Here is a 23,496-nt window from a genome sequence, read left to right as displayed (position 1 = left end):
GAGGGCTGGCGTCAGACGTGGAAGCTCTCGCCGCAGCCGCAGCGGCCCTTCTCGTTCGGGTTGGTGAAGGTGAAGCCGGCGGACATCGCCTTCACCTCGTAGTCCATCACCGTCCCGATCAGGAACAGGCTGGCCTTGCGGTCCACTAGGACCGTGACGCCCTTGTCCGTGACGCGCTCATCGGTCGACGCCGGCGCGTCCGCCCAGGATAGGTCGTACGCCATGCCGGAGCAGCCCTTGGTCTTCACGCCGATGCGGAGGAGCTTGCCCTCCTCGCCGGCGGCGTAGAGGGCGCGCAGGCGCTCGGCGGCGCCGTCGGTCAGTTGCATCAGCGGCGGCAGGGCCCGCTTGGAGCGAGGCGTCGCGGCGTGTGTGTCGGTGGTCGTGCTCATGGTGCGGAGCAGTCTCCGGTCAGAACATGTTCAAAGCGAGGCGTGCGTCCTCGCTCATGCGGCTCTGGTCCCAGGGCGGATCCCAGACCACCTCGACTTCGACGTCGGCGACGCCGGGCACCATCCGCACCGCTTCCTCCACCTGGGCCGGCAGTTCCTGCGCCGAGGGGCACGAGGGGGTGGTCAGGGTCATCTCGACCTTGACCTTGCCGTCATCGGCGATCTCGACCGCGTAGATCAGGCCCAGTTCGAAGATGTCGACCGGGATCTCTGGGTCGAACACCGTCTTCAGCATGGAGACGATGGTGTCCTCGCCGGGACGCTGCGGCGCGGGCGGGGGCACCTCGCCTTCCGGGGTCCAAGCGCCGTGCGCGGCGGCCGGGGAGGGAGCGCTGTTTTCACTCACTGGTCGCGGTCCTTTGCTGGGCGTCCTCCGCCAGGGCGGCGTTGAGGGTGTGCCACGCGAGGGTCGCGCACTTCACGCGGCTCGGGAACTCGTGGACGCCGGCGAGCGGCTGCAAACGCTCCATCTCGTCGGCGAGCGAAGCGCCGCACTCGGGGCAGTTTCCGCTCATGGCGAGTTCGCGGAACTTGTTGGAGAGTTCGGTGGCTTCGGCCTGCGTCTTGCCCTTGACGGTCTCCGTCATCAGCGAGGCGCTGGCCATGGAGATGGCGCAGCCGCGGCCCTGGAAGGCGGCGTCGGCGATGCGCCCCTCCGGCGACAGGTCGACGAACAGCTCCATCCGGTCGCCGCAGAGCGGATTGTCGCCGCGGGCGGTGCGGCTCGCGCCTTCCAGCCGGCGGAAATTCCGCGGCTTGCGCCCGTGGTCCAGGATGACCTCCTGGTAGAGGTCGCGCAGGTCGTCGAACATCAGGCGAAGAACTCCCGGGCCTTCACCAGCGCCTCCACGAGCGTGTCCACCTCCTCCGCCGTGGTGTAGAGGCCGAAGCTCGCGCGGCAGGTGCCGCCCTCCTGGCCGAAGCGCGCGTGCAGCGGCTCGGCGCAGTGGCGCCCGGCGCGCACGGCGATGCCGGCGCGGTCGAGCAGGGTGGAGAGGTCATGCGGGTGCGCGTTGTCCAGCGCGAAGGAGAACACCCCGCCGCGGTCCTGCGCGCGGCCGAGCACCGTCAGCCCTTCCACGTCGGACAGGCGCCGCATGGCGTGGTTCACCAGCCTCCGCTCGTGCGCCTCCACTGCGGGCATGCCGACGGCGGAGACGTAGTCGATGGCGGCGCGCAGCCCCACGGATTCGATGATCGGCGGCGTGCCGGCCTCGAACTTCGCCGGGAACGGCGCCCACTCGGTCTTCTCGAAGGTGACGGAGGCGATCATCTCGCCGCCGCCGAGGAAGGGCGGCATCCGGTCCAGCAGCTCCGCCCGCGCCCAGAGCACGCCGATGCCGGTCGGGCCGTAGAGCTTGTGGCCGGTGAAGACGTAGAAGTCGGCGCCGATCGCCTGCACGTCCACGCGCCGGTGGACGGCGGCTTGGCTGCCGTCGAAGAGCACCAGGGCGCCGGCCTCGTGCGCCATGGAGGCGATGCGCTCGGCCGGGGTGACGGTCCCGAGCGCGTTGCTCATGTGCGTGACCGCGACCAGCCCGACCTTGCCGTCCGCCAGCTTGGCGGCGAGATCCCCGAGGTCCAGCTCGCCCGCCTCGGTCACGCGGCAGACGCGCAGCTCCACGCCGCGCTCGTCCCGCAGCATCTGCCAGGGCACGATGTTGGCGTGGTGCTCCATCTCGCTGATGAGCACCGCCCGGTCCGGGCGCATCACCCCCCGCCCGTAGCTGTGGGCGACGAGGTTGATCGCTTCCGTGCTGTTGCGGGTGAAGACCACCTCGCGCGCGTCGCCGGCGCCGAGGAACCGGGCCACGGCGGCGCGCGCGGCCTCGTAGGCGTCCGTCGCCTGCTCGCTCAGCCGGTAAGCGCCGCGGTGGACGTTGGCGTAGGCCGTCTCCATGCAGCCGACCATGGCGGAAATCACCTGCCGCGGCTTCTGCGCGGAGGCGGCGCTATCCAGGAACACCAAAGGCTTGCCGCGGATGGTTTGCGAGAGGATGGGGAAGTCCTCGCGGACGCGCGCGACGTCGAAGCCGCCGGCAGCGGCGGCGGCGGCGGTGTCGGAGGAGGTGAAACGTCCGTCCATCAAGCTGCTTCCTTCAACCGCCGGTCCCACCAGCCCGCGACCGCCGCCTCCAGCGCGCCGCGCGCGATAGGATCGGACACGCCTTCCACCGCTTCGGCCAGGAAGGCCTCGACCAGCATGGCGCGGGCCTGCGACTCGGGGATGCCACGGGCGCGCATGTAGAAGAGCTGCTCGGCGTCCAGCTCGCCCACCGTGGCGCCGTGGCTGCACTTCACGTCATCGGCGTAGATCTCGAGCTGCGGCTTGCTGTCGATCTCGGCGTCCGGCGACAGGAACAGCGCCTGGTTCATCTGGTAGCCGTCCGTGCGCTGCGCCGGCTGCCGCACCAGGATCTTGCCCTGGAACACGCCACGGGACTTGCCGGACAGCACCGTCTTGTAGGTCTGCCGGCTGGCGCAATCGGGCGCGGCGTGGTCGAGGAAGGTGGTGGTGTCCGCGTGCTGGCCTGGCCCGAGGAGTTGCGCGCCGTTCATGTGGCAGGCGCCCTTGGGGCCGGCCAGCTCCGCGTGGATCTCGTTCCGCACGAGCTTGCCGCCGGCGTTGAGCGTGAAGTTGTCGTAGGTGCCGCCGGCGGCAACGCGCGCGTACACCGTGGAAAGCTGGAAGCCCTGCGCACCTTCCTGCTGCAAGCGGGCGTGGATGAAGGTCGCGCCCTCACCCACCTCGATCTCGAAGACCGGGTTGTGCAAGTAGCGCGCCCCTTCCGGGCCGGTGGCGGTTTCGATGAGGGTGAGGCTGGCGCCCGCCTCCAACCGGACCAAGTGGCGTGGATGGAAGGCGGAGGGGCGTTCCGTAGGCGACGCCAGGGAGAGCATATCCAGAACGCCGCCGGACATCCCCGCCGGCACCGTCACCACCAGCCCGTCCTCGAACAGCATGGTGTTCAATGCGGCAAGCGGCTGCTCATCCGGCCGGCACAGGGCGCCGAGCCGGCCTTCCGCTTCCCGCAGATTGGCGGCCAAGCTCTGCGCGGCGAAGCCGACGCCATCCAACCTCGACAGGTCCGCGCGCGAGCGGCCGTCCACGAACACGGCGCGGGCTTCACCATGCATTGGGGGGAGGCCGGACGCCTCGTCCAGCGCGGTCAGCGGCTCGTCGAAGCCGGCCTCGGAGACAGCGCGAAGGTCGGTGTAGCGCCATGCCTCAAGCCGCCGGGTCGGCAGACCGGACGCGCGGAACGCCTCCGCCGCGTTGTCGCGCAGCGCCGCCGCCCAGGGCAGGCGCGCGCCGGGCAGGCGCTCGCGTAGGCCCTCGAAGCGGTGCAGGAAGCCTTCGGCGCCCTTTTGCTGCATCGCCGTCATGCCGCAGCCTGCACGGACCCGTAGCCGGAGACTTCGAGCTCCTTCGCCAGCTCCGGCCCGCCGCTCTTTGCGATGCGGCCGTTGACCAGCACATGGACCCGGTCGGGCACGATGTACTCGAGCAGCCGCTGGTAGTGGGTGATGACCAGCGCCGAGAAGCCCGGGCCGCGCATGGCGTTCACGCCGTCGGCCACGATCCGGAGCGCGTCGATGTCGAGGCCGCTGTCGGTTTCGTCGAGCACGGCCATGCGCGGGTTGAGCAGCGCCATCTGGAGGATTTCGTTGCGCTTCTTCTCGCCGCCGGAGAATCCGACGTTGACGCCGCGCTTCAGCATGTCTTCCGGCATGGAGAGGGCGCGCATCCGCTCCCGCGCCACCTTGAGGAACTGCATGGCGTCCAGCTCCGGCTCGCCCTTGGAACGGCGCAGCGCGTTCAGCGCCGTGCGGAGGAAGTTGGCGTTGCCGACGCCCGGCAGCTCCACCGGATACTGGAAGGCGAGGAACAGGCCGGCCGCGGCACGCTCCTCCGGCTCCATCGCCAGCAGGTCGTGGCCGTCGAAGGTCACGGAACCGCCCGTGATCTCGTAGCCCTCGCGCCCAGCGAGGACGTAGGACAAAGTGGACTTGCCCGAACCGTTCGGGCCCATGATGGCGTGCAACTCGCCTTGCGGCACCTCCAGGTCGATCCCGTTCAGGATCGGCTTGCCGTCGATCTCCGCGCTCAGCCCCTCGATCTTCAACATCAACCGACGCTCCCTTCGAGGCTGATCTGCAAAAGCTTCTGCGCTTCGACCGCGAACTCCATCGGCAGCTCCTTCAGCACCTCGCGGCAGAAGCCGTTGACGATGAGGCCGACCGCGTCCTCCTCGGAAAGGCCGCGCTGGCGGCAGTAGAAGAGCTGGTCCTCGGCGATGCGGCTGGTGGTCGCCTCGTGCTCCACCTTGGCCGTCATGCAGCGGTTCTCGATGTAAGGCACCGTGTGCGCGCCGCACCGGTCACCGATGAGCAAGGAGTCGCACTGGGTGAAATTGCGCGCGCCCGAAGCCGCCGGCGCCACCTTCACCAAGCCGCGGTAGGTGTTCTGCCCGCGCCCGGCCGAGATGCCCTTGGAGACGATGGTGCTCCGCGTGCGCTTGCCGACGTGGATCATCTTGGTGCCGGTGTCGGCCTGCTGGCGGTTGTTGGTGATGGCCACCGAGTAGAACTCGCCCACGCTGTCCTCGCCGACCAGCACGCAGGACGGGTACTTCCAGGTGATGGCCGAGCCGGTCTCCACCTGCGTCCAGCTCACCTTGGAGCGGGCGCCGCGGCAGTGGGCGCGCTTGGTGACGAAGTTGTAGATGCCGCCCCGGCCCTCGGAGTCGCCCGGGTACCAGTTCTGCACCGTGCTGTACTTGATGGTGGCGTCGTCCATCGCCACCAGCTCGACCACCGCGGCGTGGAGCTGATTCTCGTCGCGCATGGGCGCGGTGCAGCCCTCCAGGTAGGAGACGTGGCTGCCCTCCTCGGCGATGATCAGCGTCCGCTCGAATTGGCCGGTGCTCTTGGCGTTGATGCGGAAGTAGGTGGACAGCTCCATTGGGCAGCGCACGCCCTTCGGGATGTAGACGAAGCTGCCGTCGGTGAAGACGGCGCTGTTCAGCGCGGCGAAGAAGTTGTCGCCCTGCGGCACGACGGAGCCCAGGTACTCACGCACCAGTTCCGGATGGTTGTGCACCGCCTCGGAGATGGAGCAGAAGATGATGCCCTCCTTGGCCAGCCGCTCCTTGAAGGTGGTGGCGACGGACACGCTGTCGAACACCGCGTCCACCGCGATCGGCAACCGCTCACGCTCCTCGCCCGGCTCGGGTTGCACGCCGGCGAGCCAAGCCTGCTCCTTCAACGGGATACCGAGCTTCTCGTAGGTGCGCAGCAACTCGGGATCGACCTCGGCCAAGCTCTTGGGCGCGGGCTTGGAGGGCGCCGCGTAGTAGTAGGCGTCCTGGTAGTCGATGGGCGGGTAGGAAACGGCGGGCCAGCGCGGCTCCTCCATCTTCAGCCACATGCGGTAGGCCTTGAGCCGCCATTCGAGCAGCCACGCGGGCTCGTTCTTCTTGGCGGAGATGAAGCGGACGATGTCCTCGTTGAGCCCCTTCGGGGCGTAGTCCATCTCGATATCCGTGTGGAAGCCCCACTTGTAGGCGCCCTCGGTGACGGACTGGACGGCTTCTATGGTCTCGGAAACGGCGGGCATCGGGTGTCCTACTCGGCAAGAGCGTGGATGGGGGCGGCGGGCGCGGCGGGGCGCCGGCACGGCGAGGGCAGCGTGAGGTCGGCCAGCGTGATCCCGGACAGGGCGCGGCGGATGGCGTCGTTCACCGGGTCCCAACGACCCCGGACGGGGCAGATGGCCTCGGCTTCGCAACCGCCCATGCCGCCGTCGACGCAAGCGGTGAGGGCGATCGGGCCGTCGATGGCGACGATGATCTCCGACAGCGGCACGGCGGCGAGGGGACGGGCCAAGCGGTAGCCGCCGCGAGGCCCCCTCACCCCTTCGACCAGCCCGGCCTGAGCCAGGATCTTGAGCACCTTCGCAACGGTCGGCTCGGCGATGCCGGTATCCGCGGCGAGGCTGAGGGCGGTTTGCACCGGCCCCGACGGGGTCGCGCCGTCGCGCGCCAAACGGGTGAGCACCACCACGGCGTAGTCCGTCAACTTGGAAAGCCTGAGCACGGCTTGCCTCCTCGTTGACGGATAAATAGGACCTTTGCGGTCCGATTTGAAGCCCCTGGCGAGTCTAGATTTTCACCCGATCCGGGGCCGCGGCGCGCAAGGCGTCGGGCCAAATCACCTGGGCCGGCGTCACCTCCTTCGCAAGCCGGCCCATGCCACGAAGCTGGTCTATGGCGAGTTGGACGTTCGCCACCGAATCGGCCGTCAGGTCCATGCGGTACCCGACCTTTCCCATCAGTTCCGCCACCAAGCCGCGATCTTGCCGCAAGAACCGCGCGACCTGCCGCGCCGCCTCCTCCCGGTCGCTCTCGATGAAGGCCGTCGCTTCCACCAGGGCGCGCAGGAAGCGGGTGGCGGTGTCGCGGTTCGCCTCCACCCAGCCGCGGTTCATGTAGACGTAGTTGCGGACGACCTGGATTGTTTCGTTGTTGACCAGGATGCGCGTGCCGGGGATGGCGCGCATCGCGCGGGTCGGCCAGGGCTCCCACACGGCGAAGGCGTCGATGTTGCCGCGTTCCAGCGCCGCGACCATCTCCGGCGCCTCGACGTTCACTACGGTGTAGTCGCCGGCGTCCAGCTTCAGCTTGTCCAGCACGGAAAGCCAGAAGGTCTCGCTGCCCGTGCCGCGGGCCACCCCGACGCGCTTGCCCTTCAGCGCCTCCATGCTCTCCACGCCGCGCCCGAGCACGCTGATCCAGCGCAGCAGGGCCGTGCCCTCCGCCACCGCCACGACCGCGTGGTCCACGAGGTGCGCGGAGACGCCGGCCTGCTCGGCGCCGTAGGCGCTCTGGATCTGGTTGCCGATGAGGAAGGCCACCATGGCGCTGCCGGAGGGGCCGGTGTTCACCGTGACGTCCAGGCCGTTCCGCTGGAAGAAGCCGCCCTCCCGGCCGACGTAGAACGGCGCGAAGGAGGGGTCCACGCCGGTTGCGATCGTCATCTTGGCCGCGCCCTGGGCGCGCGCCGGCATGGCGAGCCCGAGGGCGGGCGCGGCGAGGACGGAGCGGCGGGCGACGGTTCGGCTCGGCATGGGTCGGGCACTCCCTCACATGGTCGGGTTGAAGCGCCCGGCGAAGGCGCGGATGGCGAGGCGGAAGGCCCTGTCGGAGAGGAAGCCGAGCGCGCCGAGGGCCACCAGCGCCACGAAGACGTCCTCGACTTGCATGAAGAGCCGCGCGTCCCAGAGCATCTTGCCGAGCCCGTCGTTGCTCGCCACCAGCTCCGCCGCGACGATGGTGACGAAGGAATTCGCCATCGCCAGCCGCATCCCGGTCAGGATGTGCGGCACCGTGGCGGGCAGCGCCACCAGGGCGAAGACCTGCGCCCGGCTGGCGCCCAGGCACTGCGCGGCGCGCACCTTGTCCCGCGCCACGGCGCCCACCCCGGCCGCGGTCGCGATCACCACGACGAAGACGGTGGTGTAGGCGATGAGGAAGACCTTGCTCTCCTCCCCGATGCCGAACCAGATCACCGAGACGGTGATCATGGCGACCGCCGGGATGAAGCGGAAGAACTCGGTCCAGGGCTCCAGGAGCACGCGCACCAGGCGGAACGAACCGATGGCGAGTCCCAGCGGCACCCCGATGGCGCTGCCGATGGCGAAACCCTGGAGGATGCGGCGCAGGCTGGCGGCCACCTGCTCCTGGAGGATGCCGTCCTCCACCAGCGCCACCGCCCGCTCCAGCACCGGCCAGGGCGGCGGGAACAGGGCGGAGCGGACCAGCAGCGTCGCCGCGACGTGCCACACGATGAAGAGGAGGGCGAAACCGGCGAGGTAGCCGAGCGCCGTGGCCGCGCGCCCGTTCAAGCCGCCCCCTGCCCCGCGATCTCGGCGTGGATGAGGGCGTGGACCTCGCGGAACACCGCCATGAAGGCGTCCGAGGTGCGGTCGCGCGGGAACGGCAGGTCCACGGGCAATACGGCCTTGATGCGCCCTCCCGGGCCGCGCGTCATCACCGCGACGCGGGTGGCCAGGGCGCAGGCTTCCTCGATGTCGTGGGTGATGAACAGCACCGTTTTGCCCGTGGCCCGCCAGATGCGGGAGAACTCGGTTTGCAGGCCGGCGCGGGTCATGGCGTCGAGCGCGCCGAAGGGCTCGTCCATCAGCAGGATGCGCGGGTCGTTCGCCAGGGCGCGGGCGATCTGGATGCGCTGCTTCATCCCGCCCGAGAGCTCGGCCGGGTGCTTGGCGCCTTGGCCGCCGAGGCCCACCATGTCGAGGTAGCGCCGCGCCGCCTCGCGCCGTTCGCGGCGCCCGACGCCGCGCAGGCGGAGGCCGAAGGCGATGTTGTCGAGCGCGGAAAGCCAGTCGAACAAGCTGTCCTGGCCCTGGAACACGACGCCCCGTTCGGCGCCCGGCCGCGCCACCTCCCGGCCGTCGAGCAGGATGCGCCCCGCCGTCGGCGCCTCGAAGCCCGCCACCATGTTGAGCACCGTGGTCTTGCCGCAGCCGGATGTGCCGAGCAGACACAGGAACTCGCCCTCGGCGATGTCGAGGCAGACCTCGCGCACGGCCTCCCACGCGCCGGCGCGCCCGCGGAACGTCTTGCCCACGCCCTGCAAGGAAAGCTGCGCCAAGTCCGACCCGCTCCCTCCGCCGCCGCATCGTTATGCGGCACGCGTGGCCGGGCCGGCAAATCGGGCGCGGCTTCACGCGCCGGGGCGGCGAAGCTAGAACGATCGGAATACCGTCGCGGAGGGAAGAAACGCCATGATGCTCGAAGGCAAGGTCGCGGTCGTCACCGGCTCGGGAGGCGGCGTCGGCCGCGAGATCGCCATCCACATGGCGCTCGCCGGCGCCAAGGTCATCATCAACGACATCGGCGCCAGCCTGTCGGGCGAAGGCCAGTCGGCCACCCCTGCGCAGCAGACCAAGCAGATCATCGAGCAGCGCGGCGGGCAGGCCGAGATCAGCACCGACAGCGTCGCGTCCTGGGACAGCGCCGGCAAGATCGTCCAATCGGCGCTGGACCATTTCGGCCGCATCGACATCGTGGTGAACAACGCCGGCATCCTGCGCGACCAGATCTTCCACCGGATGTCGCCAGAAGAGTGGGACAGCGTCATCGGCGTCCACCTGAACGGCAGCTTCTACATGTCGCGCCACGCCGCCACGCACTTCCGCAAGCAGGAGAGCGGCGCCTACGTCCACATCACCTCCACCTCCGGCCTGATCGGCAACTTCGGGCAGGCGAACTACTCGGCGGCGAAGCTCGGCATAGTGGCGCTGTCCAAGTCCATCGCGCTGGACATGAAGCGCTACAACGTGCGCTCCAACTGCCTCGCGCCCTTCGCCTGGAGCCGGATGACTTCCTCCATCCCGGCCGAGACCCCGGAGCAGAAGGCGCGGGTCGAGAAGATCATGCGCATGGGGCCGGAGAAGAACGCGCCTTTGGCGGTGTTCCTGGCCTCCGACGCGGCACGGGAGGTCTCCGGACAGGTCTTCGGGCCGCGCATGAACGAGCTGTTCCTGTTCAGCCAGAGCCGGCCGATCCGCTCTATCCACAGCGCCGACGGCTGGACGCCGGAGAAGATCGCCGAGATCGCCCTGCCGGCGCTCCGCCCCTCCTTCATGCCGCTGGACCGCAGCGGCGAGGTGCTTTCCTGGGACCCGGTGTGATCCAACTCCGCCGCGCGCTGTTCGAGCCGCGGCGGATCGCCCTCGTCGGCGCGTCGTCGGACCCTTCGCGGCTGACGGCGCGGGCGCAGATCTACCTGCGCAAGCACGGGTTCGCGGGCGACATCCTGCCCGTGCATCCACGCGAGGCGGAGGTGCTGGGCGAGCGGGCCTACCCGTCCGTCGCCGACATCCCCGGCACGGTGGACTTCGCCTACATCCTGCTCAACACGCCGCAGGTGGAAGGCGCGGTGGAAGCGGTGGCGGCCAAGGGCGTCCCCGCCGCCTGCGTGCTGGCCGACGGCTTCGCCGAAGCGGGACCGGACGGCGCCGCGCTCCAGGCCCGCTTGGTCGCCGCGGCGCGCGGGGCGGGGCTGCGCCTACTCGGCCCGAACTCCATGGGCGTGGTGAATCTCAACGCGCGGATCGCGTGCAGCGTGAACGCGGCGCTGGAAGCGGACGAGCTTCCCGCCGGCCGGCTGGCGCTGGTGTCGCAATCCGGCTCCATGATGGGCGCGCTGATGTCGCGTGGCGCAGCGCGGGGCATCGGCTTCTCCCACCTGGTCGGCACCGGCAACGAGGCCGACCTCTCCGCGGCCGAGGTGGCGGCGTTGCTGGTGGACGACCCGCAGGTGGACGCGATCCTGCTGTTCCTGGAGGCGATCCGCCGGCCGGAGCTGTTCGCCGGCCTCGCGCGCCAAGCCCACGCGGCGGGCAAGCCGGTGGTCGCCTACAAGCTCGGCCGCAGCCCCTACGGCGCGGAACTCGCGGCCAGCCACACCGGCGCGCTGGCCGGTACAGACGCCGCGGCGGATGCCTTCTTCCGCCGACTCGGCATCGCCCGCGCCCACACTTTGGAAGGATTGCTGGAACTACCGGCGCTCCTGGTCGGCCGCACGCCCCTGCCCCGTCCGCGCCGCGCCGCCGGCGTGATGACGACGACCGGCGGGGGCGGCGCCATGGCCGTGGACTGCCTCGGCGTGGCAGGCGTCGAAGCGCGCCCGCCGGACGCCGCGGCGGCGGCGGCGCTGGACGCGGCCGGCTTCCCGCAACACGGCGGACGCCTGCTGGACGTGACCCTGGCCGGCACCAAGCCGGAGCGCGTGGCGTCGGCGCTGGGCGCCCTGCTCGCGGCGGAGGACACCGACCTCGCCCTTGCGGTGATCGGCTCCTCCGCGCAATTCCGGCCGGGCGATTCGGTGGAGGGCATCGTGCGCGCGCACGATGCCGCGCGCGCGGCCGGCAACCCCAAGCCAGTCTCGGCCTTCCTGGTGCCGCAGGCGGACCAGTCCCTGCGGCTGCTCGCGGAGGCAGGCATCGCCGCCTTCCGCACGCCGGAGTCCGCCGCTGACTGCGTGCGTGCCTGGTGCGAGTGGTGCATGCCGCGGGAGGTCGCGCCGGCCGAGCCCTTCTCGCACGGTTTGCCCGAGCGGCCGGACGAGGCGGACGCGCGCCGGTTGCTGGCCGCGTTGGGGCTGCCGAGCGGCTTCGCCGTGCTGCGCTCCCCGGATGACGACCCGGGCGGCATCTCCTGGCCGGTGGCGCTGAAGATCCTCTCGCCCGACCTCGCCCACAAGACCGAACTGGGCGGCGTGCGCCTCGGCATCGCTGACGCGGCGGCGCTGAAGCGGGAAGCGGAAGCCATGCGCGAACGCGTCGCCCGCGCGGCGCCGGACGCGCGGCTCACGGGCTTCCTGGTGCAACCCATGGCGCGGGGTTTGGGCGAAGCCATCATCGGCTTCCGCCGCGACCCGGAAGTCGGGCCGGTGGTGATGCTCGGCACGGGCGGCGTCCTGGCGGAGCTGTTCCGCGACGTTTCGCTCCGGCCCGCCCCGGTGGGCATGGAGGAAGCGCGGGAGATGGTCGCCGAGGTGAAGGGCCTGCGGGCTCTCGCCGGCTGGCGCGGATTGCCGCGCGGCGACCTCGAAGCCGTCGCGCGTGCCGTGGCGTGCCTGTCGCGCCTCGCGGCCAGCGGCGATGTGGCGGAAGCCGAAGTGAACCCGGCCATCATCGGTCCGGAGGGCGCCGGCATCACCGTCGCCGACGCGTGGGCGGTGCACGCATGACCGGGGAGGACGCCGCCGCGCTGCTGCGCGCCCGCTACGGCACGGAGCCGGACTTCGCCCCGCCTGACGGGATGGCGTCGGGCCTCGCCTCCATCCTCGACCGCCGCGTGACGCGCCGCTACCGGCCGGAGCCGGTGCCGGAACCGGTGCTCCGCACGCTGCTCGCGGCGGCGCAGTCGGCGCCGAGCAAATCGGACCTGCAGCAGTATTCGATCGTCGTCGTTGAGGACCCCGCGAAGATCGCCGCCGTCGCGGACTGGATCGGCACCATGCCCTGGATCAAGGAAGCGCCGGCCTTCCTGTTCTTCTGCGGCGACATCCGGCGCGGGCGGCGCATCTGCGAACTGCGCGGCCTGGAGCACGCCAACGACAACGCGGACACCTTCCTCAACGCGGCCGCCGACGCGGCGCTGGCCATGGCGCACTTCACCCTGGCCGCCGAGATGGCCGGCCTCGGCACCTGCCCGGTGTCCTACGTTCGGAACCACGTGGAGCGGGTCGCGCCACTCCTGGGCCTGCCGCGCGGCGTGTTCCCGGTGGCGGGCCTCACGCTGGGCTGGCCCGCCGCGCGCAACACCCCCTCCCCGCGCCTGCCCCAATCCGTGGTGGTGCACCGCGAGCGCTACGACGACGGCGGCCTCGAAGCGGCGCTCCCCGCTTACGACGCGCTGCGCCCGCCGGCGAAGCCGCGCTACCCCGAAATTCATGGCCCACGTCCGGAGGGGTGCCTTTGGAGCGAGAACGCCGCACGACAACTCTCCGTGCCGGAGCGCTTCGGCTTCCGCGCTTGGCTGCGGCTGCGCGGCGTCTCGCTTGACTGACCGTCACGCGCCCGACCTGGACCCGACCGCCGACAACCCCGGCGGCGCCGAGGGCGACGGACCGCGCGCCGGGACCGCCCGGCCCGCACGCCCGCACGACGCGGCGAGCCTGATCCTATGGCGCGACGGCCCACACGGCGCGGAAGTGCTGATGGGACTGCGCCACGCCCGGCACCGCTTCATGCCGAACGTACTCGTCTTCCCCGGCGGCCGCGTCGACCGCGAGGACCACGACGCGCCGGCCTCCGGCGACCTCCCCGCGTTCACCCGCGCCTGCCTGGAACGCCGAGCCACGCCGGGGCTGGCACGCGCGCTCGGCGTCGCGGCGGCGCGCGAGTTGCTGGAAGAGACGGGCCTCGCTCTCGGTCGGCTGGACGGAAGCAGGCTCCTGCCCGACCTCGGCGCGCTCGATTACCTGTGCCGCGCGGTGACGCCGGCGGCGATGCCGATCCGCTTCAACGCGCGTTTCCTGATCGCGCAGGCCGAGTCAGCGGGCGGCACCATGCGGGGCTCTGGTGAGCTGGAGGAACTGCGTTTCTTCGCGCTGAACGAAACCCACGAACACAGGCTCGCCGCTATCACCGCGAAGATCCTGGTCGAATTCGGGAGCTGGCTGGCCATGTCGCCCGCCGAGCGCGAAGCGCGGGAGCTGATCTGCTTCCGCGGCATGGACAACCGCCTGCCGGAGCTGTGACCGCAGACGGGCGGTCAGGCCAAGCTCTCGAACACCAGCATCCGGTGGCCCTGGTAAGGGTACTCGCCGCACGGCTTCATGCCGATGTCGGTGAGCACGGCGCGGGACGCGGTGTTGGTCTCGCGCGCCACGGCGATGATGCGCGCCAGCCCGGCGCGGTGCCCGAAGGCGAGCGCCGCCCCCGCCGCCTCGCGCGCGTAGCCCTGGCCACGCACCTCCGGCCACAGCGCGAAGCGCAACGCCACCCCGCGCCCGTCCGGCCGCTCCATCAGCCCCGCGATGCCGAGAAAGCTCTCGTCCGCCAGCGAGTGGACGCACCAAGTGCCGTAGCCGCGCACCTGCCAGAAGTCGATGTCGTCCTCCAGCTCCTCCCGCGTCCTCTCCGGTGTGCGGACGCCGTGCAGCATGGCGGAGAAGACGCGCGGGTCGGCCTTCAGCCGCACCAGCTCCGGCAGGTTTTCGAACCCCACCGGCAGCAGCATCAGCCGCTCCGTCCGCACGATGCGCACCGCCGGCGGCGGCGGGGCCGCGAACTGCGGGCGCCGCTCGTCGCCGGTTCCCGCCGTCACCGGGTGAGCGGCCGGTACTTGATCCGGTGCGGCTGGTCCGCCGCGGTGCCCAAGCGGCGCTTACGGTCCGCCTCGTAGGCCTGGTAGTTGCCCTCGAACCACTCGACGTGACTGTCGCCCTCGAAGGAGAGGATGTGGGTCGCCAAACGGTCCAGGAACCAGCGGTCGTGGCTGATGATGACGGCGCAGCCGGCGAAATCCTCCAACGCGTCCTCCAGCGAACGCAGCGTGTCCACGTCGAGGTCGTTCGTCGGCTCGTCCAGCAGGATGACGTTGTGCTCGCGCTTGAGCATCTTCGCCAGGTGCACGCGGTTGCGCTCGCCGCCCGAAAGCACGCCGACCCGCTTCTGCTGGTCCGCGCCCTTGAAGTTGAAGGCGGCGACGTAGGCGCGCGACGGCACGGTCCGCTTGCCGATGGTGATCTGGTCCATGCCGTCCGAGATCTCTTCCCAGACGGTGCGGTCGTCCCGCAGCGAATCGCGGCTCTGGTCCACGTAGCCGAGCTTGACGCTCTCGCCCACCGTGAGCGTGCCAGCGTCCGGCTTCTCGCCGCCCGTGATCATCCGGAACAGCGTGGACTTGCCGGCGCCGTTCGGCCCGATCACGCCGACGATGCCGCCGGGCGGCAGCTTGAAGCTCAGCTCGTCGATCAGCAGCTGGTTGCCATAGCCCTTGCGCACGTCCTCGGCGACGATGACGGTGTTGCCAAGGCGCGGCGCGGGCGGGATGGCGATCTCGGTCGGGTCCGGCGCCTTCTCTTGGCTCTTCGCCAGCAAATCCTCGTAGGCGGCGATGCGCGCCTTGCTCTTGGCCTGCCGGGCGGAGGGCGAGCGACCGATCCACTCCTGCTCCTCGGCTAGTTGGCGTTGGCGCGCGCTCTCTTCGCGCTCCTCCTGATGGAGCCGCTTGCGCTTCTGGTCGAGGTAGGCGGAGTAGTTGCCCTGGTATGGGATTCCCCGGCCGCGGTCCACTTCCAAGATCCAGCCGGTGACGTTGTCGAGGAAGTAGCGGTCGTGGGTGACGATGAGCACGGCGCCGGTGTAGTCGCGCAGCGTCTTCTCCAGCCACGCCACGCTCTCGGCGTCGAGGTGGTTGGTCGGCTCGTCCAGCAGCAGCAGGTCGGGCTTCTCCAGCAGCAGCCGGCACAGCGCCACGCGCCGCCGCTCGCCGCCCGACAGGTTCGTCACCGGGCTCTCGGCCGGCGGGCAACGCAGCGCGTCGAGCGCGATGTCCACCGTGCGGTCGATCTCCCAACCGTTGCCCGCGTCGATCTTCTCCTGCAACTCAGCTTGCTCGGCGAGCAGCGCGTTCATCTCGTCCTCGGACATCTCCTCGGCGAACTTGGCGCTGATCTCATTGAACCGATCGAGGTCGGCCCGGAGCGCGACGAACGCCTCCATGACGTTCTCGCCCACCGTCTTGTCCGGGTCGAGGTGCGGCTCCTGCGGCAGGTAGCCGACGCGCGCGCCGGGCGCGGCCCAGGCCTCGCCGCCGAACTCCGTGTCCTGGCCCGCCATGATGCGCATCAGCGTCGACTTGCCGGCGCCGTTCGGGCCGAGCACGCCGATCTTCGCGTCCGGCAGGAAGGATAGGGTGATGCCTTTGAAGACCTCGCGCCCGCCCGGATAGGCCTTGGTGAGGTCCTTCATGACATAGACATACTGGTGGGCGGCCATTGGGCTGCGATCCTGTGGCGTCGGGTTCGGGGGCTATCTAGCGACGGGCGCCGGCAGCGGGAACCCGCGCCCGGAAAGGAAAAAGGCCGGCGGGTGTTCCCGCCGGCCCGTGTCGCGCCGTTCGGACCGTTGGACGGTCAGGCCGCCTTGGCCTGCTCGCCCTGCTCGTTGGCCAGCGCCGGCTGCTGGTCGACCGTCAACGGGCGGCCGGCCTGCACGGCGATGCGACGGGGCTTCAGCGCCTCCGGCACCACGCGCCTCAAGCTGAGCTGCAACAGGCCGTTCTCCATGGTCGCGCCCTCCACCACGATGTGGTCGGCGAGCACGAACCGGCGCTCGAAGGCGCGGCCGGCGATGCCACGGTGCAGGAAGGCGCGGCCCTCCTCGTTCTGCGGCGCGCGGCCGGACACGGTCAGGGTGTTCTCCCGCGCCACGACCTCGATGTCGTCCGGGCCGAAACCCGCGACGGCCATGGTCAGGACGTAGCTGTCCTCACCGGTCTTCTCGATGTTGTAGGGCGGGTAGGATTGCGAGTCGGGCGCGGTGCGCGCCGTCTCGAGCATGCGCGCCAAACGGTCGAAGCCGATGGCGGTGCGGAACAAAGGCGAAAAGTCAAGGGTGTTCATAGCCCGTGAACCTCCTGGGAAAGCAAGGTCCGTTGTCACCGGCGGCCACCGCGACCCGACCCCGTAAAGGGCACCGGGAACGAGGGCCGCGCCCGAAGCCCCGTCAAGGCGCTTCGGACAGGGCTGAAATTGGAAAGCGCCGCCCCGGGTTCAAGGGGGCGGCGCCGCACAGCAAGCTGCTGTTAGCGCTTACTTTTTCCGTGCGCCGATGCCCGCGAACTTCTTGTTGAACTTCGCCACCTGTCCGCCCGTGTCGAGGATGCGCTGCACGCCGGTCCAGGCCGGGTGGGACTTGGGGTCGATATCGAGCCGCAACGTGTCGCCCGGCTTGCCGTAGCAGGATCGCGTTTTGAATTGCGTGCCATCGGTCATGACGACGTTGATCTCGTGGTATTCCGGATGGATGTCGGGCTTCATGGCGCGCTCGCGAAAGATGGGCAGCCGATGCCGACCGGCCGCGGGGGCGCCCTCCATATCCCAGAGCGTCCACGGCCGCAATCTCCGCGCGCCGGCGGCGGCGCCCTACCACATGCTCTTCCGCGCCCGCTCCGGCCACTCCCGGTCGTAGCCTTCGCCGCCGACCTTCTCGGCGCTGAGCGCGGCGAGGATGCTCCCGGGGCTCGGCAATCCATCCGGCGCGACCCGGTTTTCCGGGTTCCACAGGTCGGCGCGCAGGACCGCACGGGCGCATTGGAAGTAGATCGACTCCACCCGGAACACGATAACGGAACGTGGCGCCTTCCCCTCCACCGCGAAGGAGGCGAGCAGGTCGGGGTCGGTTTCCAGGTGCGCGCGACCGTTGACCCGGAGGGTGGTGCCGGAGCCGGGTATGAGAAACAGCAGCGCCACCCGCGGATCGCGGACGATGTTCCTGAGCGAGTCAACCCGGTTGTTGCCGCGCCGGTCCGGCAACATCAGCGTGCGCTCGTCGGCGAGCCGCACGAAGCCCGGCCGGTCGCCGCGGGGCGAGCAGTCCAGCCCTTCCGGCCCGCTGGTGGCGAGCACGAAGAAGGGCGACGCTTCAATCAGCCGCCGGTAATGCGGGGTGATCCGGTCCACCTCCTTGACGATGGAGGCTTCGACGGGCTTGCCGTAGATCGCCTCCAGTTCCTCGACGCTACGGATCACGGACATGGCGCGCACTCGCTCCGGGGCGTGACGGACGGGCCGCACCCTCGCGGGCGTGGGCGGCGCGGTCAACCGGACGATCCCGGACCGCCCGGTCAGGCCGGCGCGATCTCCCCGCGCTCGATCACGAAGGTCGCCTCCACTAGCGGGCGCAGCAGCTCCGGGTTGCTCTCGGTGATGAGGATGGCGACGTCAGGCAGCGCGAGGTGCAGGCGCTTCAGCGCCTCGGCGTAGCGCTGCGCCAGCGCCGGGGCGAGGCCCTGGAACGGCTCGTCCAGCAGCACCGCGCGCGTGCCCACCATCAGCGCCCGCCCGAGCGCCACCATCTTGCCCTGGCCTCCCGACAATCCGGCGGCGCGGCGGGGCGCGAGGTCCTTCAGCTCGGGCAGCAACTCGAACACCGAGTCCAGGCGCCGCCGCGTCTCCGCCGCAGTCAGCCGCAGCACCTCCGCGGGCAGCACCATGTTCTCCCGCACGGAAAAGCTGCCGAAGAGCCGCCGCTCCTCGGGGGCGTAGCCAATCCCCATGCGCGGGCGGTGGTGGGCCGGCGCGGCGGTGGCGTCGCTCCCGTCGATCAGCACCCGGCCTTGCCGCAGCGGCAGCAGCCCCATCAGCGTGCGCAAGGTCGTCGTCTTGCCGGCGCCGTTGCGCCCGATGAGGGCGACGCGCCCTCCGGCCGGAACGCGCAGGTGGACTTCGCGCAGCACCGGCACCCCGGCGATGTCCGCCGAAACGCCGTCCAGCTCCAGCATGGTCCCGGCGCCGTCAGCCATGCGCGGGCGCCGCCCCGGCGGCCTCGATGCCGATGACCTCGCGCCGCACCACCGGGTCGGCCAGGATCTCGCCGGGCGGGCCGAGCGCCAGGATGCGCCCCTGGCTCCACACCGCGACCCGGTCGGCGAAGCGGGCCACCACGTCCATGTCGTGCTCCACGAACACGGCGGTCACGCCGGCCTCGCGCAGCACCCGCACCAGCGTCTCCACCACGCCCATCTTCTCCGATGCGGCAACGCCGGAGGTGGGCTCGTCCATCAGCAGCAGGCGCGGCTCCAGCGCCACCGCCATGGCGATGTCGGCCAGCTTGCGCGCGCCCTCGTTCAGCGCGTCGGCGCGCGCCTCGGCGACGCCTTCCAGCCCGAAGCGCGCCAGCAGCTCCACCGCCTCCTTCCGGAAGCCGGGCCGCAGCAGGGGCGTCAGCGGCGACCAGATGCCGACGCGCGCCGCGATCGCGAGCGCCGCGTTCTCCAGCACCGTGTGCTCGGCGAAGAGTTGCGGGAGTTGGAAGGAGCGGCCGATGCCCCGGCGCACGATGGCGCGCGGCGCGAGGCCGAGGATCGGCCGGCCCTCGTACTCGATGGCGCCGGCCTGCGGGCGCAGGTAGCCGGTGGTCATGTTGATGAAGGTGGTCTTGCCGGCGCCGTTCGGGCCGATGATGGCGAGGAACTCGCCCGGCATCACGTCGAGGTCGATGCCGTCCGCCGCCTTGACGCCGCCGAAGGCGAGGCGGAGCCCGCGGGCGGACAGCAAAGGCGGCGCCGTCACGCCCGGCCTCGCCGCTTGGACAGGATGCCGACCAGCCCGCCGGGCGCGAACAGGATCACCGCCAGCAGCACAGCGCCCAGGATCATCTGCCACGCGTCCGCCACCGCCGCCGCGGCGTAGACGCGCACCAGCTCGAAGGCCAGGGCGCCGAGAAAGGGGCCGAGCGCGCTGCCGGCGCCGCCCAGGATGCCGATGAAGATCAGCTCGCCCGACGAGGTCCAGTAGGCGAGCTGCGGCGTCACGTGCCGGCTCGTCATGGCGATCAGCGCCCCCGACGCGCCGCCCATGGCGGCCGACAGCACGTAGGCGAACAGCAGCACGCGCCGCGCCGGCACGCCGAGGAATTCCAGCCGCGTCTCGCGCGTCTTGATGCCGGCCAGGGCCTGCCCCATCGGCGAGGCGAGGTATGCCCGCACGCCCACCGCGCAGGCGAGCGCCAAGCCGAGGGCGAGGCCGAACATGATCCACCCCTGCACCTCCGGCCCCGGCTCGACCCCGGCGACGGTCAAGGGCGGAACGCGGATGCCGTCCGTGCCCTTGGTGATGGAGTAGAACTTCTCCAGCACTGAGTAGAAGACCATGCTGAGGGCGAGGTTGAGCATCCCGAAGAAGATGTCGCGGTAGCGCACCACGAACAGGCCGATCAGCAGACCCGAAAGCCCGGACAGCAGCGCCGCCGCGGGCAGCAGCAGCAGCGTTTCCGGCACGGCGGGCGCCGCGAACGCCACGGTGTAGGCGCCAGCGGCCAGGAACATGGCGTGCCCGAAGCTCACCTGCCCAGCGCGGAGCAGCAGCAGGATGCCGAGCACGGCGAGGCCGCGGGCCAGCGCCACCGTCAGCACGAAGCGCAGCCAGGGCGCCGCCCAAGCGGCCAGCACCAGCGCCGCGACGAGCAGCAAAGCCAGCAACGCCTCCGCGCGGCGGCTCATCATACGCGCCGGGTCTCCACCACGCCGAACAGCCCCTGCGGCCGCACCAGCAGCACCGCCACCATGATCAGGTAGGGCACCACCACCTCCAGCTCCGGCGCGAAGTACACGGCGGCGCTGCGGCCCAGCCCGATCAGGAGCGAGGTCAGCGCCGCGCCCTCGATCTGGCCGAGCCCCGCCGTCGCCACCACCGCGAAGGAGAGGACGATGGTGGAGGCGCCGATGCCCGGCACCAGGGAGGTCGTGGGCGAGGCCAGGGCGCCGCCCAGCGCCGCCAGCGCCGCGCCGAAGGTGAAGGTCAGCAGCGTGACCTTCGCGGCGTCGATGCCCATCGCCGTCGCCGCCTCCTTGTCCGTGGTCACGGCCACGATCACACGGCCAGTGAGCGTCCGCCGCAGGAACCAGGCGAGCCCGATCAGCGTCGCCAGCGCCACGCCGGGCAGCACGAAGAGCTGGTAGACGGTGAACGGGATGGTGTCGTCGCCGAAGGGCACCTCCACCGTGCCGAGCGCCTTGAGCGGCGCGTCCTGCGACACGGGCTGAACGCCCCAGACCAGCTTCTGCACGTCTTCCAGGATCATGAAGAGCGCGAAGGTGACGAGCAGTTGCAGCACCTCCTCCTGCCCATAAACCCGGCGCAGCACCAAACGCTCGATCACCGGGCCGAGCAGCCCGCCCACCAGCGCCGCCCCCAGCAGCAGCGCCGCGAAGCCCGCCGCCGGCGGCAAGCCCCGCGCGGCGAAGAACAGGCCGATGGACGCGGCCGCGTAGGCGCCGATGGCGAAGAGGCTGCCGTGCGCCACGTTGACGATGCGCAGCACGCCGAACACCAGGTTCAGCCCCACCGCCACCATGAAGACGAGCGCCGCATAGGACAGCCCGTCCAGCCCGGCGAGGCCGAGCAGCAGCCCGTTCTCGGCGAACCATTCACCCATCGCAGCCACGTCCCCCTAGCTGGCGATCGGCGCCGGCACCTTCTCGAGGATGTCGGTCTTCAGCGACTTCAGCCAGTCCACGCTCTTCTGCCCGACCGGCGTGCTGACCATCGCCGCGGGGAAGATGACCATGTCGCGCGGCACGGCGAAGGGGAAGCGGTCGCCGTGGCTGGACAGGCCGACGAGCTGGTCCTCCAGCCCCTGCCCGTCCTCGCGCAGGGTGATGGTGGAGGTCGGCGAGTCGAAGGACAGGCCGCGGAAGGCGTCGGCCAGCTCCTGGTCGTTCGGCCAGCCGTCGTTCTTGGCCTGGATCGCCTTGGCGTAGGCGGCCTGGAGTGCGGAGAAGGCCTGCGCCATGTGGTGGCACGGGTAGATCGGGTACTCGTTGAAGCGCTGCCGGTAGCCGTCCACGAATCGCTTCAGCGCGTCCGGGTCCTTCGGGCGCGGGTGGTTGTTCCAGTGGTCCCCGCGGGCGCCGATGATGTGCCCGGCCGGCATGGTGCGGCCGAGCGGCTGCATGGACGCCTCAGCCACCGGCAACACGAAGGTGGAGCGCTCGAACAGCCGCCGTTCCGCCGCCTGCCGCACCAGCGTCACCAACTCGCCGCCCCAGCTCGTGGACAGGATCACATCGGGGCGCAGCGCCAGCATCCGGGTGATCTCGGTGGAGAAATCGGTCGAGTTGAAGCGCGGGAACATCTCCGCCACCACGCGCACGCCGGGCTTCAGCGCGTCCATGCCGGCCTTCCACAGCTCCCAGGAGTCGCGGCCCCAGGCGTAATCCTGGTTGATCACCGCGAGGGTCCGGAAGTCCGGCTTGGTCTTCAACAGGTAGAGCAGCGGCGCCAGGATCTCCGGCGTGCCGTAGCCCTGGGTGCGAAAGGCGTAGGGGTGCTTCGCCTCCTCGAAGATGCGCTGCGTGCCGCAGTCCCACAGGATCGTGGTCTTGCGCAGTTCGGTGGAGAGCGGCGTGCAGGCGAGGCACGAGCCGGAGGAAATGGACGCGAAGACGACGTGTACCTGCTCGTTCTGCACCAGCCGGCGGTACTCGCCGACCAAGTGGTCCGCGCCCGGCCCCTCGTCCACGAAGAAGGCGCGCACCGGCACGCCGCCGATCCCGCCGTTGCGGTTGATCCCTTCGATCAGCAGCTCGGCCGCCTGCCGCGCCGGCACGCCGAAGACCGAGGCCGGACCGGACAGGAAGGTCGTTATGCCGACCCGCAGCTCGCTCGGCTTCTGCCCCGACTGGGCGCGGGCGCCCTGCCCGGCCCACAGCAGCGCCCCGGACGCGGCGGCGCCGAGCACGGCGGCGCGGCGGGAAACGTCGAACGGCTGGCTCATCGCTGGCGCACCTCTCCCTTCTGCTCCGGAGTCGCACCCCGGTTGCCGCGAGCATGGCGTGGCGCGGCGGCCGCGCAAAGGGGGCGGGCGGCGTTGCCGGGGAGCGGCGGCCCCCGTAGCCTCGCGCGCCGCACGGGAGCGCGGCATGAACATCCTTTCCATCCAGTCCTGGGTCGCCTACGGCCACGTCGGCAACGCGAGCGCGGTGTTCCCCCTGCAACGCCTCGGTGCGGAAGTCTGGGCGATCAACACCGTCCAGTTCTCCAACCACACCGGTTACGGCTCCTGGCGCGGGCAGGTGTTCCCCGCGTCCCTCATCCGGGACTGCGTCGGCGGCATCGAGGAGCGCGGCGCGCTGCCCCGCTGCGACGCCGTGCTCTCCGGCTACATGGGCGACGCCGAGATCGGCGAGGCCATCCTCGATGCCGCCAACCGCGTCCGGGCCGCCAACGCCAAGGCCGTGTGGTGCTGCGACCCGGTGATCGGCGACGTGGGCCGCGGCGTCTTCGTCCGCCCCGGCATCCCGGAGTTCTTCCGCGACCGCGCGCTGCCCGCCGCCGACATCGCCACCCCGAACCAGTTCGAGCTGGAATGGCTCACCGGCGGGCTGGTGGCGGACCTCGCAGCCGCCAAGGCGGCGGCGGCGCGGTTGCAGGCGGCGGGGCCGCGCTGCGTGCTCGTCACCTCGCTCCACGTGGAGGACACGCCGGCCGGCTCGGTGGAGCTGCTGGCCGCCGAGGCGGGCGGCTTTTGGCGGCTACGGACGCCGATGCTCCGCCTTTCGGTGAACGGCGCGGGGGACGCCATCGCCGCGCTGTTCCTGTTTCACCGCCTGCGGTCGGGCGGCGCGGCCGAGGCGCTCTCCGCCGCCGCGTCCTCGATCTACGGCGTGCTGCGCCGGACGGAGGCGGCCGGTTCGCGCGAGATCCTGACGGTCGCCGCGCAGGAAGAGTTCGTGGCGCCTAGCGAGACCTTCCGCGCGGAGCCCTGCTAGCGGCGGCT

The 23,496-nt window shown here is 70.9% G+C and carries 26 protein-coding genes; 5 read left to right on the top strand and 21 right to left on the bottom strand.

The annotated features are described in order from the left end of the window. Positions 1–11 precede the first annotated feature (11 nt). From ABD067_RS13905 to ABD067_RS13855, 11 genes are all read right to left on the bottom strand, one after another. A complete protein-coding gene (locus tag ABD067_RS13905; RefSeq protein WP_343895910.1) occupies positions 12–392 on the bottom strand; it encodes a HesB/IscA family protein in 381 nt (126 codons plus the stop codon). Between the two features lie 19 nt (positions 393–411). Continuing rightward, on the bottom strand, positions 412–798 hold the full coding sequence (locus tag ABD067_RS13900; RefSeq protein WP_343895909.1) for an SUF system Fe-S cluster assembly protein: 387 nt from the start codon (positions 796–798) through the stop codon (positions 412–414). Then, positions 791–1,264, bottom strand: a complete 474-nt coding sequence (gene sufU, locus ABD067_RS13895) for a Fe-S cluster assembly sulfur transfer protein SufU (protein ID WP_343895908.1) — start codon at positions 1,262–1,264, stop codon at positions 791–793. The genes ABD067_RS13900 and sufU overlap by 8 nt, the downstream gene beginning before the upstream one ends. Beyond that, the gene (locus ABD067_RS13890; RefSeq protein ID WP_343895907.1) at positions 1,264–2,538 is read right to left on the bottom strand and encodes an aminotransferase class V-fold PLP-dependent enzyme; all 1,275 of its coding nucleotides are present in this window, start codon (positions 2,536–2,538) and stop codon (positions 1,264–1,266) included. The genes sufU and ABD067_RS13890 overlap by 1 nt, the downstream gene beginning before the upstream one ends. Continuing rightward, entirely contained in the window at positions 2,538–3,839 is a 1,302-nt protein-coding gene (gene sufD, locus ABD067_RS13885; RefSeq protein WP_343895906.1) for a Fe-S cluster assembly protein SufD, read from the bottom strand. The genes ABD067_RS13890 and sufD overlap by 1 nt, the downstream gene beginning before the upstream one ends. Then, positions 3,836–4,582 (bottom strand): Fe-S cluster assembly ATPase SufC, encoded by a 747-nt coding sequence (gene sufC / locus ABD067_RS13880; protein ID WP_343895905.1) that lies wholly within the window; start codon positions 4,580–4,582, stop codon positions 3,836–3,838. The genes sufD and sufC overlap by 4 nt, the downstream gene beginning before the upstream one ends. Next, positions 4,582–6,072 (bottom strand): Fe-S cluster assembly protein SufB, encoded by a 1,491-nt coding sequence (sufB, locus tag ABD067_RS13875; RefSeq protein WP_343895904.1) that lies wholly within the window; start codon positions 6,070–6,072, stop codon positions 4,582–4,584. The genes sufC and sufB overlap by 1 nt, the downstream gene beginning before the upstream one ends. Before the next feature lie 8 nt (positions 6,073–6,080). Next, positions 6,081–6,551, bottom strand: coding sequence for an SUF system Fe-S cluster assembly regulator (locus ABD067_RS13870; protein ID WP_343895903.1), 471 nt, complete (start codon positions 6,549–6,551; stop codon positions 6,081–6,083). Positions 6,552–6,615: 64 nt separating this feature from the next. Next, positions 6,616–7,581 (bottom strand): ABC transporter substrate-binding protein, encoded by a 966-nt coding sequence (locus tag ABD067_RS13865; RefSeq protein WP_343895902.1) that lies wholly within the window; start codon positions 7,579–7,581, stop codon positions 6,616–6,618. Between the two features lie 15 nt (positions 7,582–7,596). Beyond that, positions 7,597–8,358: an ABC transporter permease gene (locus tag ABD067_RS13860; RefSeq protein WP_343895901.1), complete on the bottom strand. Its 762-nt coding sequence runs from the start codon at positions 8,356–8,358 to the stop codon at positions 7,597–7,599. After that, the gene (locus tag ABD067_RS13855; protein WP_343895900.1) at positions 8,355–9,128 is read right to left on the bottom strand and encodes an ABC transporter ATP-binding protein; all 774 of its coding nucleotides are present in this window, start codon (positions 9,126–9,128) and stop codon (positions 8,355–8,357) included. Before ABD067_RS13855 ends, ABD067_RS13860 begins: the two co-directional genes overlap by 4 nt. A gap of 133 nt (positions 9,129–9,261) precedes the next feature. On the opposite strand from ABD067_RS13855, the gene ABD067_RS13850 reads away from it, so the two are divergent. Genes ABD067_RS13850 through ABD067_RS13835 form a run of 4 tightly spaced genes read left to right on the top strand, consistent with a single transcriptional unit; the run spans position 9,262 to position 13,748 of the window. Continuing rightward, complete coding sequence (locus ABD067_RS13850; RefSeq protein ID WP_343895899.1) at positions 9,262–10,170, top strand: SDR family NAD(P)-dependent oxidoreductase; 909 nt, start codon at positions 9,262–9,264, stop codon at positions 10,168–10,170. Further along, on the top strand, positions 10,167–12,233 hold the full coding sequence (locus tag ABD067_RS13845; protein ID WP_343895898.1) for an acetate--CoA ligase family protein: 2,067 nt from the start codon (positions 10,167–10,169) through the stop codon (positions 12,231–12,233). Before ABD067_RS13850 ends, ABD067_RS13845 begins: the two co-directional genes overlap by 4 nt. Then, positions 12,230–13,054 (top strand): nitroreductase family protein, encoded by an 825-nt coding sequence (locus ABD067_RS13840; protein ID WP_343895897.1) that lies wholly within the window; start codon positions 12,230–12,232, stop codon positions 13,052–13,054. The genes ABD067_RS13845 and ABD067_RS13840 overlap by 4 nt, the downstream gene beginning before the upstream one ends. After that, positions 13,047–13,748, top strand: coding sequence for an NUDIX hydrolase (locus tag ABD067_RS13835; RefSeq protein WP_343895896.1), 702 nt, complete (start codon positions 13,047–13,049; stop codon positions 13,746–13,748). The genes ABD067_RS13840 and ABD067_RS13835 overlap by 8 nt, the downstream gene beginning before the upstream one ends. Positions 13,749–13,762: 14 nt before the next feature. Here the strand turns inward: ABD067_RS13835 and ABD067_RS13830 are convergent, their stop codons facing one another. From ABD067_RS13830 to ABD067_RS13785, 10 genes are all read right to left on the bottom strand, one after another. Continuing rightward, entirely contained in the window at positions 13,763–14,317 is a 555-nt protein-coding gene (locus ABD067_RS13830) for a GNAT family N-acetyltransferase (RefSeq protein ID WP_343895895.1), read from the bottom strand. Beyond that, positions 14,314–15,993 carry an energy-dependent translational throttle protein EttA gene (gene ettA, locus ABD067_RS13825; RefSeq protein ID WP_343895894.1) on the bottom strand — a complete coding sequence of 560 codons (1,680 nt, stop codon included), beginning with the start codon at positions 15,991–15,993 and terminating at the stop codon, positions 14,314–14,316. Before ettA ends, ABD067_RS13830 begins: the two co-directional genes overlap by 4 nt. Before the next feature lie 137 nt (positions 15,994–16,130). Beyond that, positions 16,131–16,619: an Hsp20 family protein gene (locus tag ABD067_RS13820; protein WP_343895893.1), complete on the bottom strand. Its 489-nt coding sequence runs from the start codon at positions 16,617–16,619 to the stop codon at positions 16,131–16,133. Positions 16,620–16,808: 189 nt separating this feature from the next. Further along, positions 16,809–17,036 carry a 50S ribosomal protein L31 gene (gene rpmE, locus ABD067_RS13815; RefSeq protein ID WP_343895892.1) on the bottom strand — a complete coding sequence of 76 codons (228 nt, stop codon included), beginning with the start codon at positions 17,034–17,036 and terminating at the stop codon, positions 16,809–16,811. Between the two features lie 105 nt (positions 17,037–17,141). Next, positions 17,142–17,753, bottom strand: coding sequence for a pyridoxamine 5'-phosphate oxidase family protein (locus ABD067_RS13810; protein ID WP_343895891.1), 612 nt, complete (start codon positions 17,751–17,753; stop codon positions 17,142–17,144). Positions 17,754–17,842: 89 nt separating this feature from the next. Continuing rightward, positions 17,843–18,520 (bottom strand): ABC transporter ATP-binding protein, encoded by a 678-nt coding sequence (locus ABD067_RS13805; RefSeq protein ID WP_343895890.1) that lies wholly within the window; start codon positions 18,518–18,520, stop codon positions 17,843–17,845. Then, entirely contained in the window at positions 18,513–19,289 is a 777-nt protein-coding gene (locus tag ABD067_RS13800) for an ABC transporter ATP-binding protein (RefSeq protein ID WP_343895889.1), read from the bottom strand. The genes ABD067_RS13805 and ABD067_RS13800 overlap by 8 nt, the downstream gene beginning before the upstream one ends. Continuing rightward, on the bottom strand, positions 19,286–20,221 hold the full coding sequence (locus ABD067_RS13795) for a branched-chain amino acid ABC transporter permease (protein WP_343895888.1): 936 nt from the start codon (positions 20,219–20,221) through the stop codon (positions 19,286–19,288). The genes ABD067_RS13800 and ABD067_RS13795 overlap by 4 nt, the downstream gene beginning before the upstream one ends. Then, complete coding sequence (locus ABD067_RS13790) at positions 20,218–21,153, bottom strand: branched-chain amino acid ABC transporter permease (RefSeq protein WP_343895887.1); 936 nt, start codon at positions 21,151–21,153, stop codon at positions 20,218–20,220. Before ABD067_RS13790 ends, ABD067_RS13795 begins: the two co-directional genes overlap by 4 nt. 15 nt (positions 21,154–21,168) lie before the next feature. Continuing rightward, positions 21,169–22,494, bottom strand: a complete 1,326-nt coding sequence (locus ABD067_RS13785) for an ABC transporter substrate-binding protein (protein WP_343895886.1) — start codon at positions 22,492–22,494, stop codon at positions 21,169–21,171. 145 nt (positions 22,495–22,639) lie between these two features. On the opposite strand from ABD067_RS13785, the gene pdxY reads away from it, so the two are divergent. Further along, on the top strand, positions 22,640–23,488 hold the full coding sequence (gene pdxY / locus ABD067_RS13780) for a pyridoxal kinase PdxY (RefSeq protein WP_343895885.1): 849 nt from the start codon (positions 22,640–22,642) through the stop codon (positions 23,486–23,488). Positions 23,489–23,496: the final 8 nt, after the last annotated feature.

Origin of the sequence: Craurococcus roseus (assembly GCF_039523795.1) — a bacterium.
Classification (GTDB): Bacteria; Pseudomonadota; Alphaproteobacteria; order Acetobacterales; family Acetobacteraceae; genus Craurococcus; species Craurococcus roseus.
This window is presented reverse-complemented; position numbering and strand designations above follow the sequence as displayed.

Coding starts and splice junctions, on each gene's coding strand:
- sufC (WP_343895905.1), bottom strand. CDS start 4,582: ATGTTGAAGATCGAGGGGCTGAGCGCGGAGATCGACGGCAAGCCGATC.
- ABD067_RS13865 (WP_343895902.1), bottom strand. CDS start 7,581: ATGCCGAGCCGAACCGTCGCCCGCCGCTCCGTCCTCGCCGCGCCCGCC.
- ABD067_RS13805 (WP_343895890.1), bottom strand. CDS start 18,520: ATGGCTGACGGCGCCGGGACCATGCTGGAGCTGGACGGCGTTTCGGCG.
- ettA (WP_343895894.1), bottom strand. CDS start 15,993: ATGGCCGCCCACCAGTATGTCTATGTCATGAAGGACCTCACCAAGGCC.
- ABD067_RS13840 (WP_343895897.1), top strand. CDS start 12,230: ATGACCGGGGAGGACGCCGCCGCGCTGCTGCGCGCCCGCTACGGCACG.
- ABD067_RS13905 (WP_343895910.1), bottom strand. CDS start 392: ATGAGCACGACCACCGACACACACGCCGCGACGCCTCGCTCCAAGCGG.
- pdxY (WP_343895885.1), top strand. CDS start 22,640: ATGAACATCCTTTCCATCCAGTCCTGGGTCGCCTACGGCCACGTCGGC.
- ABD067_RS13890 (WP_343895907.1), bottom strand. CDS start 2,538: ATGGACGGACGTTTCACCTCCTCCGACACCGCCGCCGCCGCCGCTGCC.
- sufB (WP_343895904.1), bottom strand. CDS start 6,072: ATGCCCGCCGTTTCCGAGACCATAGAAGCCGTCCAGTCCGTCACCGAG.
- ABD067_RS13795 (WP_343895888.1), bottom strand. CDS start 20,221: ATGATGAGCCGCCGCGCGGAGGCGTTGCTGGCTTTGCTGCTCGTCGCG.
- ABD067_RS13810 (WP_343895891.1), bottom strand. CDS start 17,753: ATGTCCGTGATCCGTAGCGTCGAGGAACTGGAGGCGATCTACGGCAAG.
- sufU (WP_343895908.1), bottom strand. CDS start 1,264: ATGTTCGACGACCTGCGCGACCTCTACCAGGAGGTCATCCTGGACCAC.
- rpmE (WP_343895892.1), bottom strand. CDS start 17,036: ATGAAGCCCGACATCCATCCGGAATACCACGAGATCAACGTCGTCATG.
- ABD067_RS13850 (WP_343895899.1), top strand. CDS start 9,262: ATGATGCTCGAAGGCAAGGTCGCGGTCGTCACCGGCTCGGGAGGCGGC.
- ABD067_RS13790 (WP_343895887.1), bottom strand. CDS start 21,153: ATGGGTGAATGGTTCGCCGAGAACGGGCTGCTGCTCGGCCTCGCCGGG.
- ABD067_RS13785 (WP_343895886.1), bottom strand. CDS start 22,494: ATGAGCCAGCCGTTCGACGTTTCCCGCCGCGCCGCCGTGCTCGGCGCC.
- sufD (WP_343895906.1), bottom strand. CDS start 3,839: ATGACGGCGATGCAGCAAAAGGGCGCCGAAGGCTTCCTGCACCGCTTC.
- ABD067_RS13820 (WP_343895893.1), bottom strand. CDS start 16,619: ATGAACACCCTTGACTTTTCGCCTTTGTTCCGCACCGCCATCGGCTTC.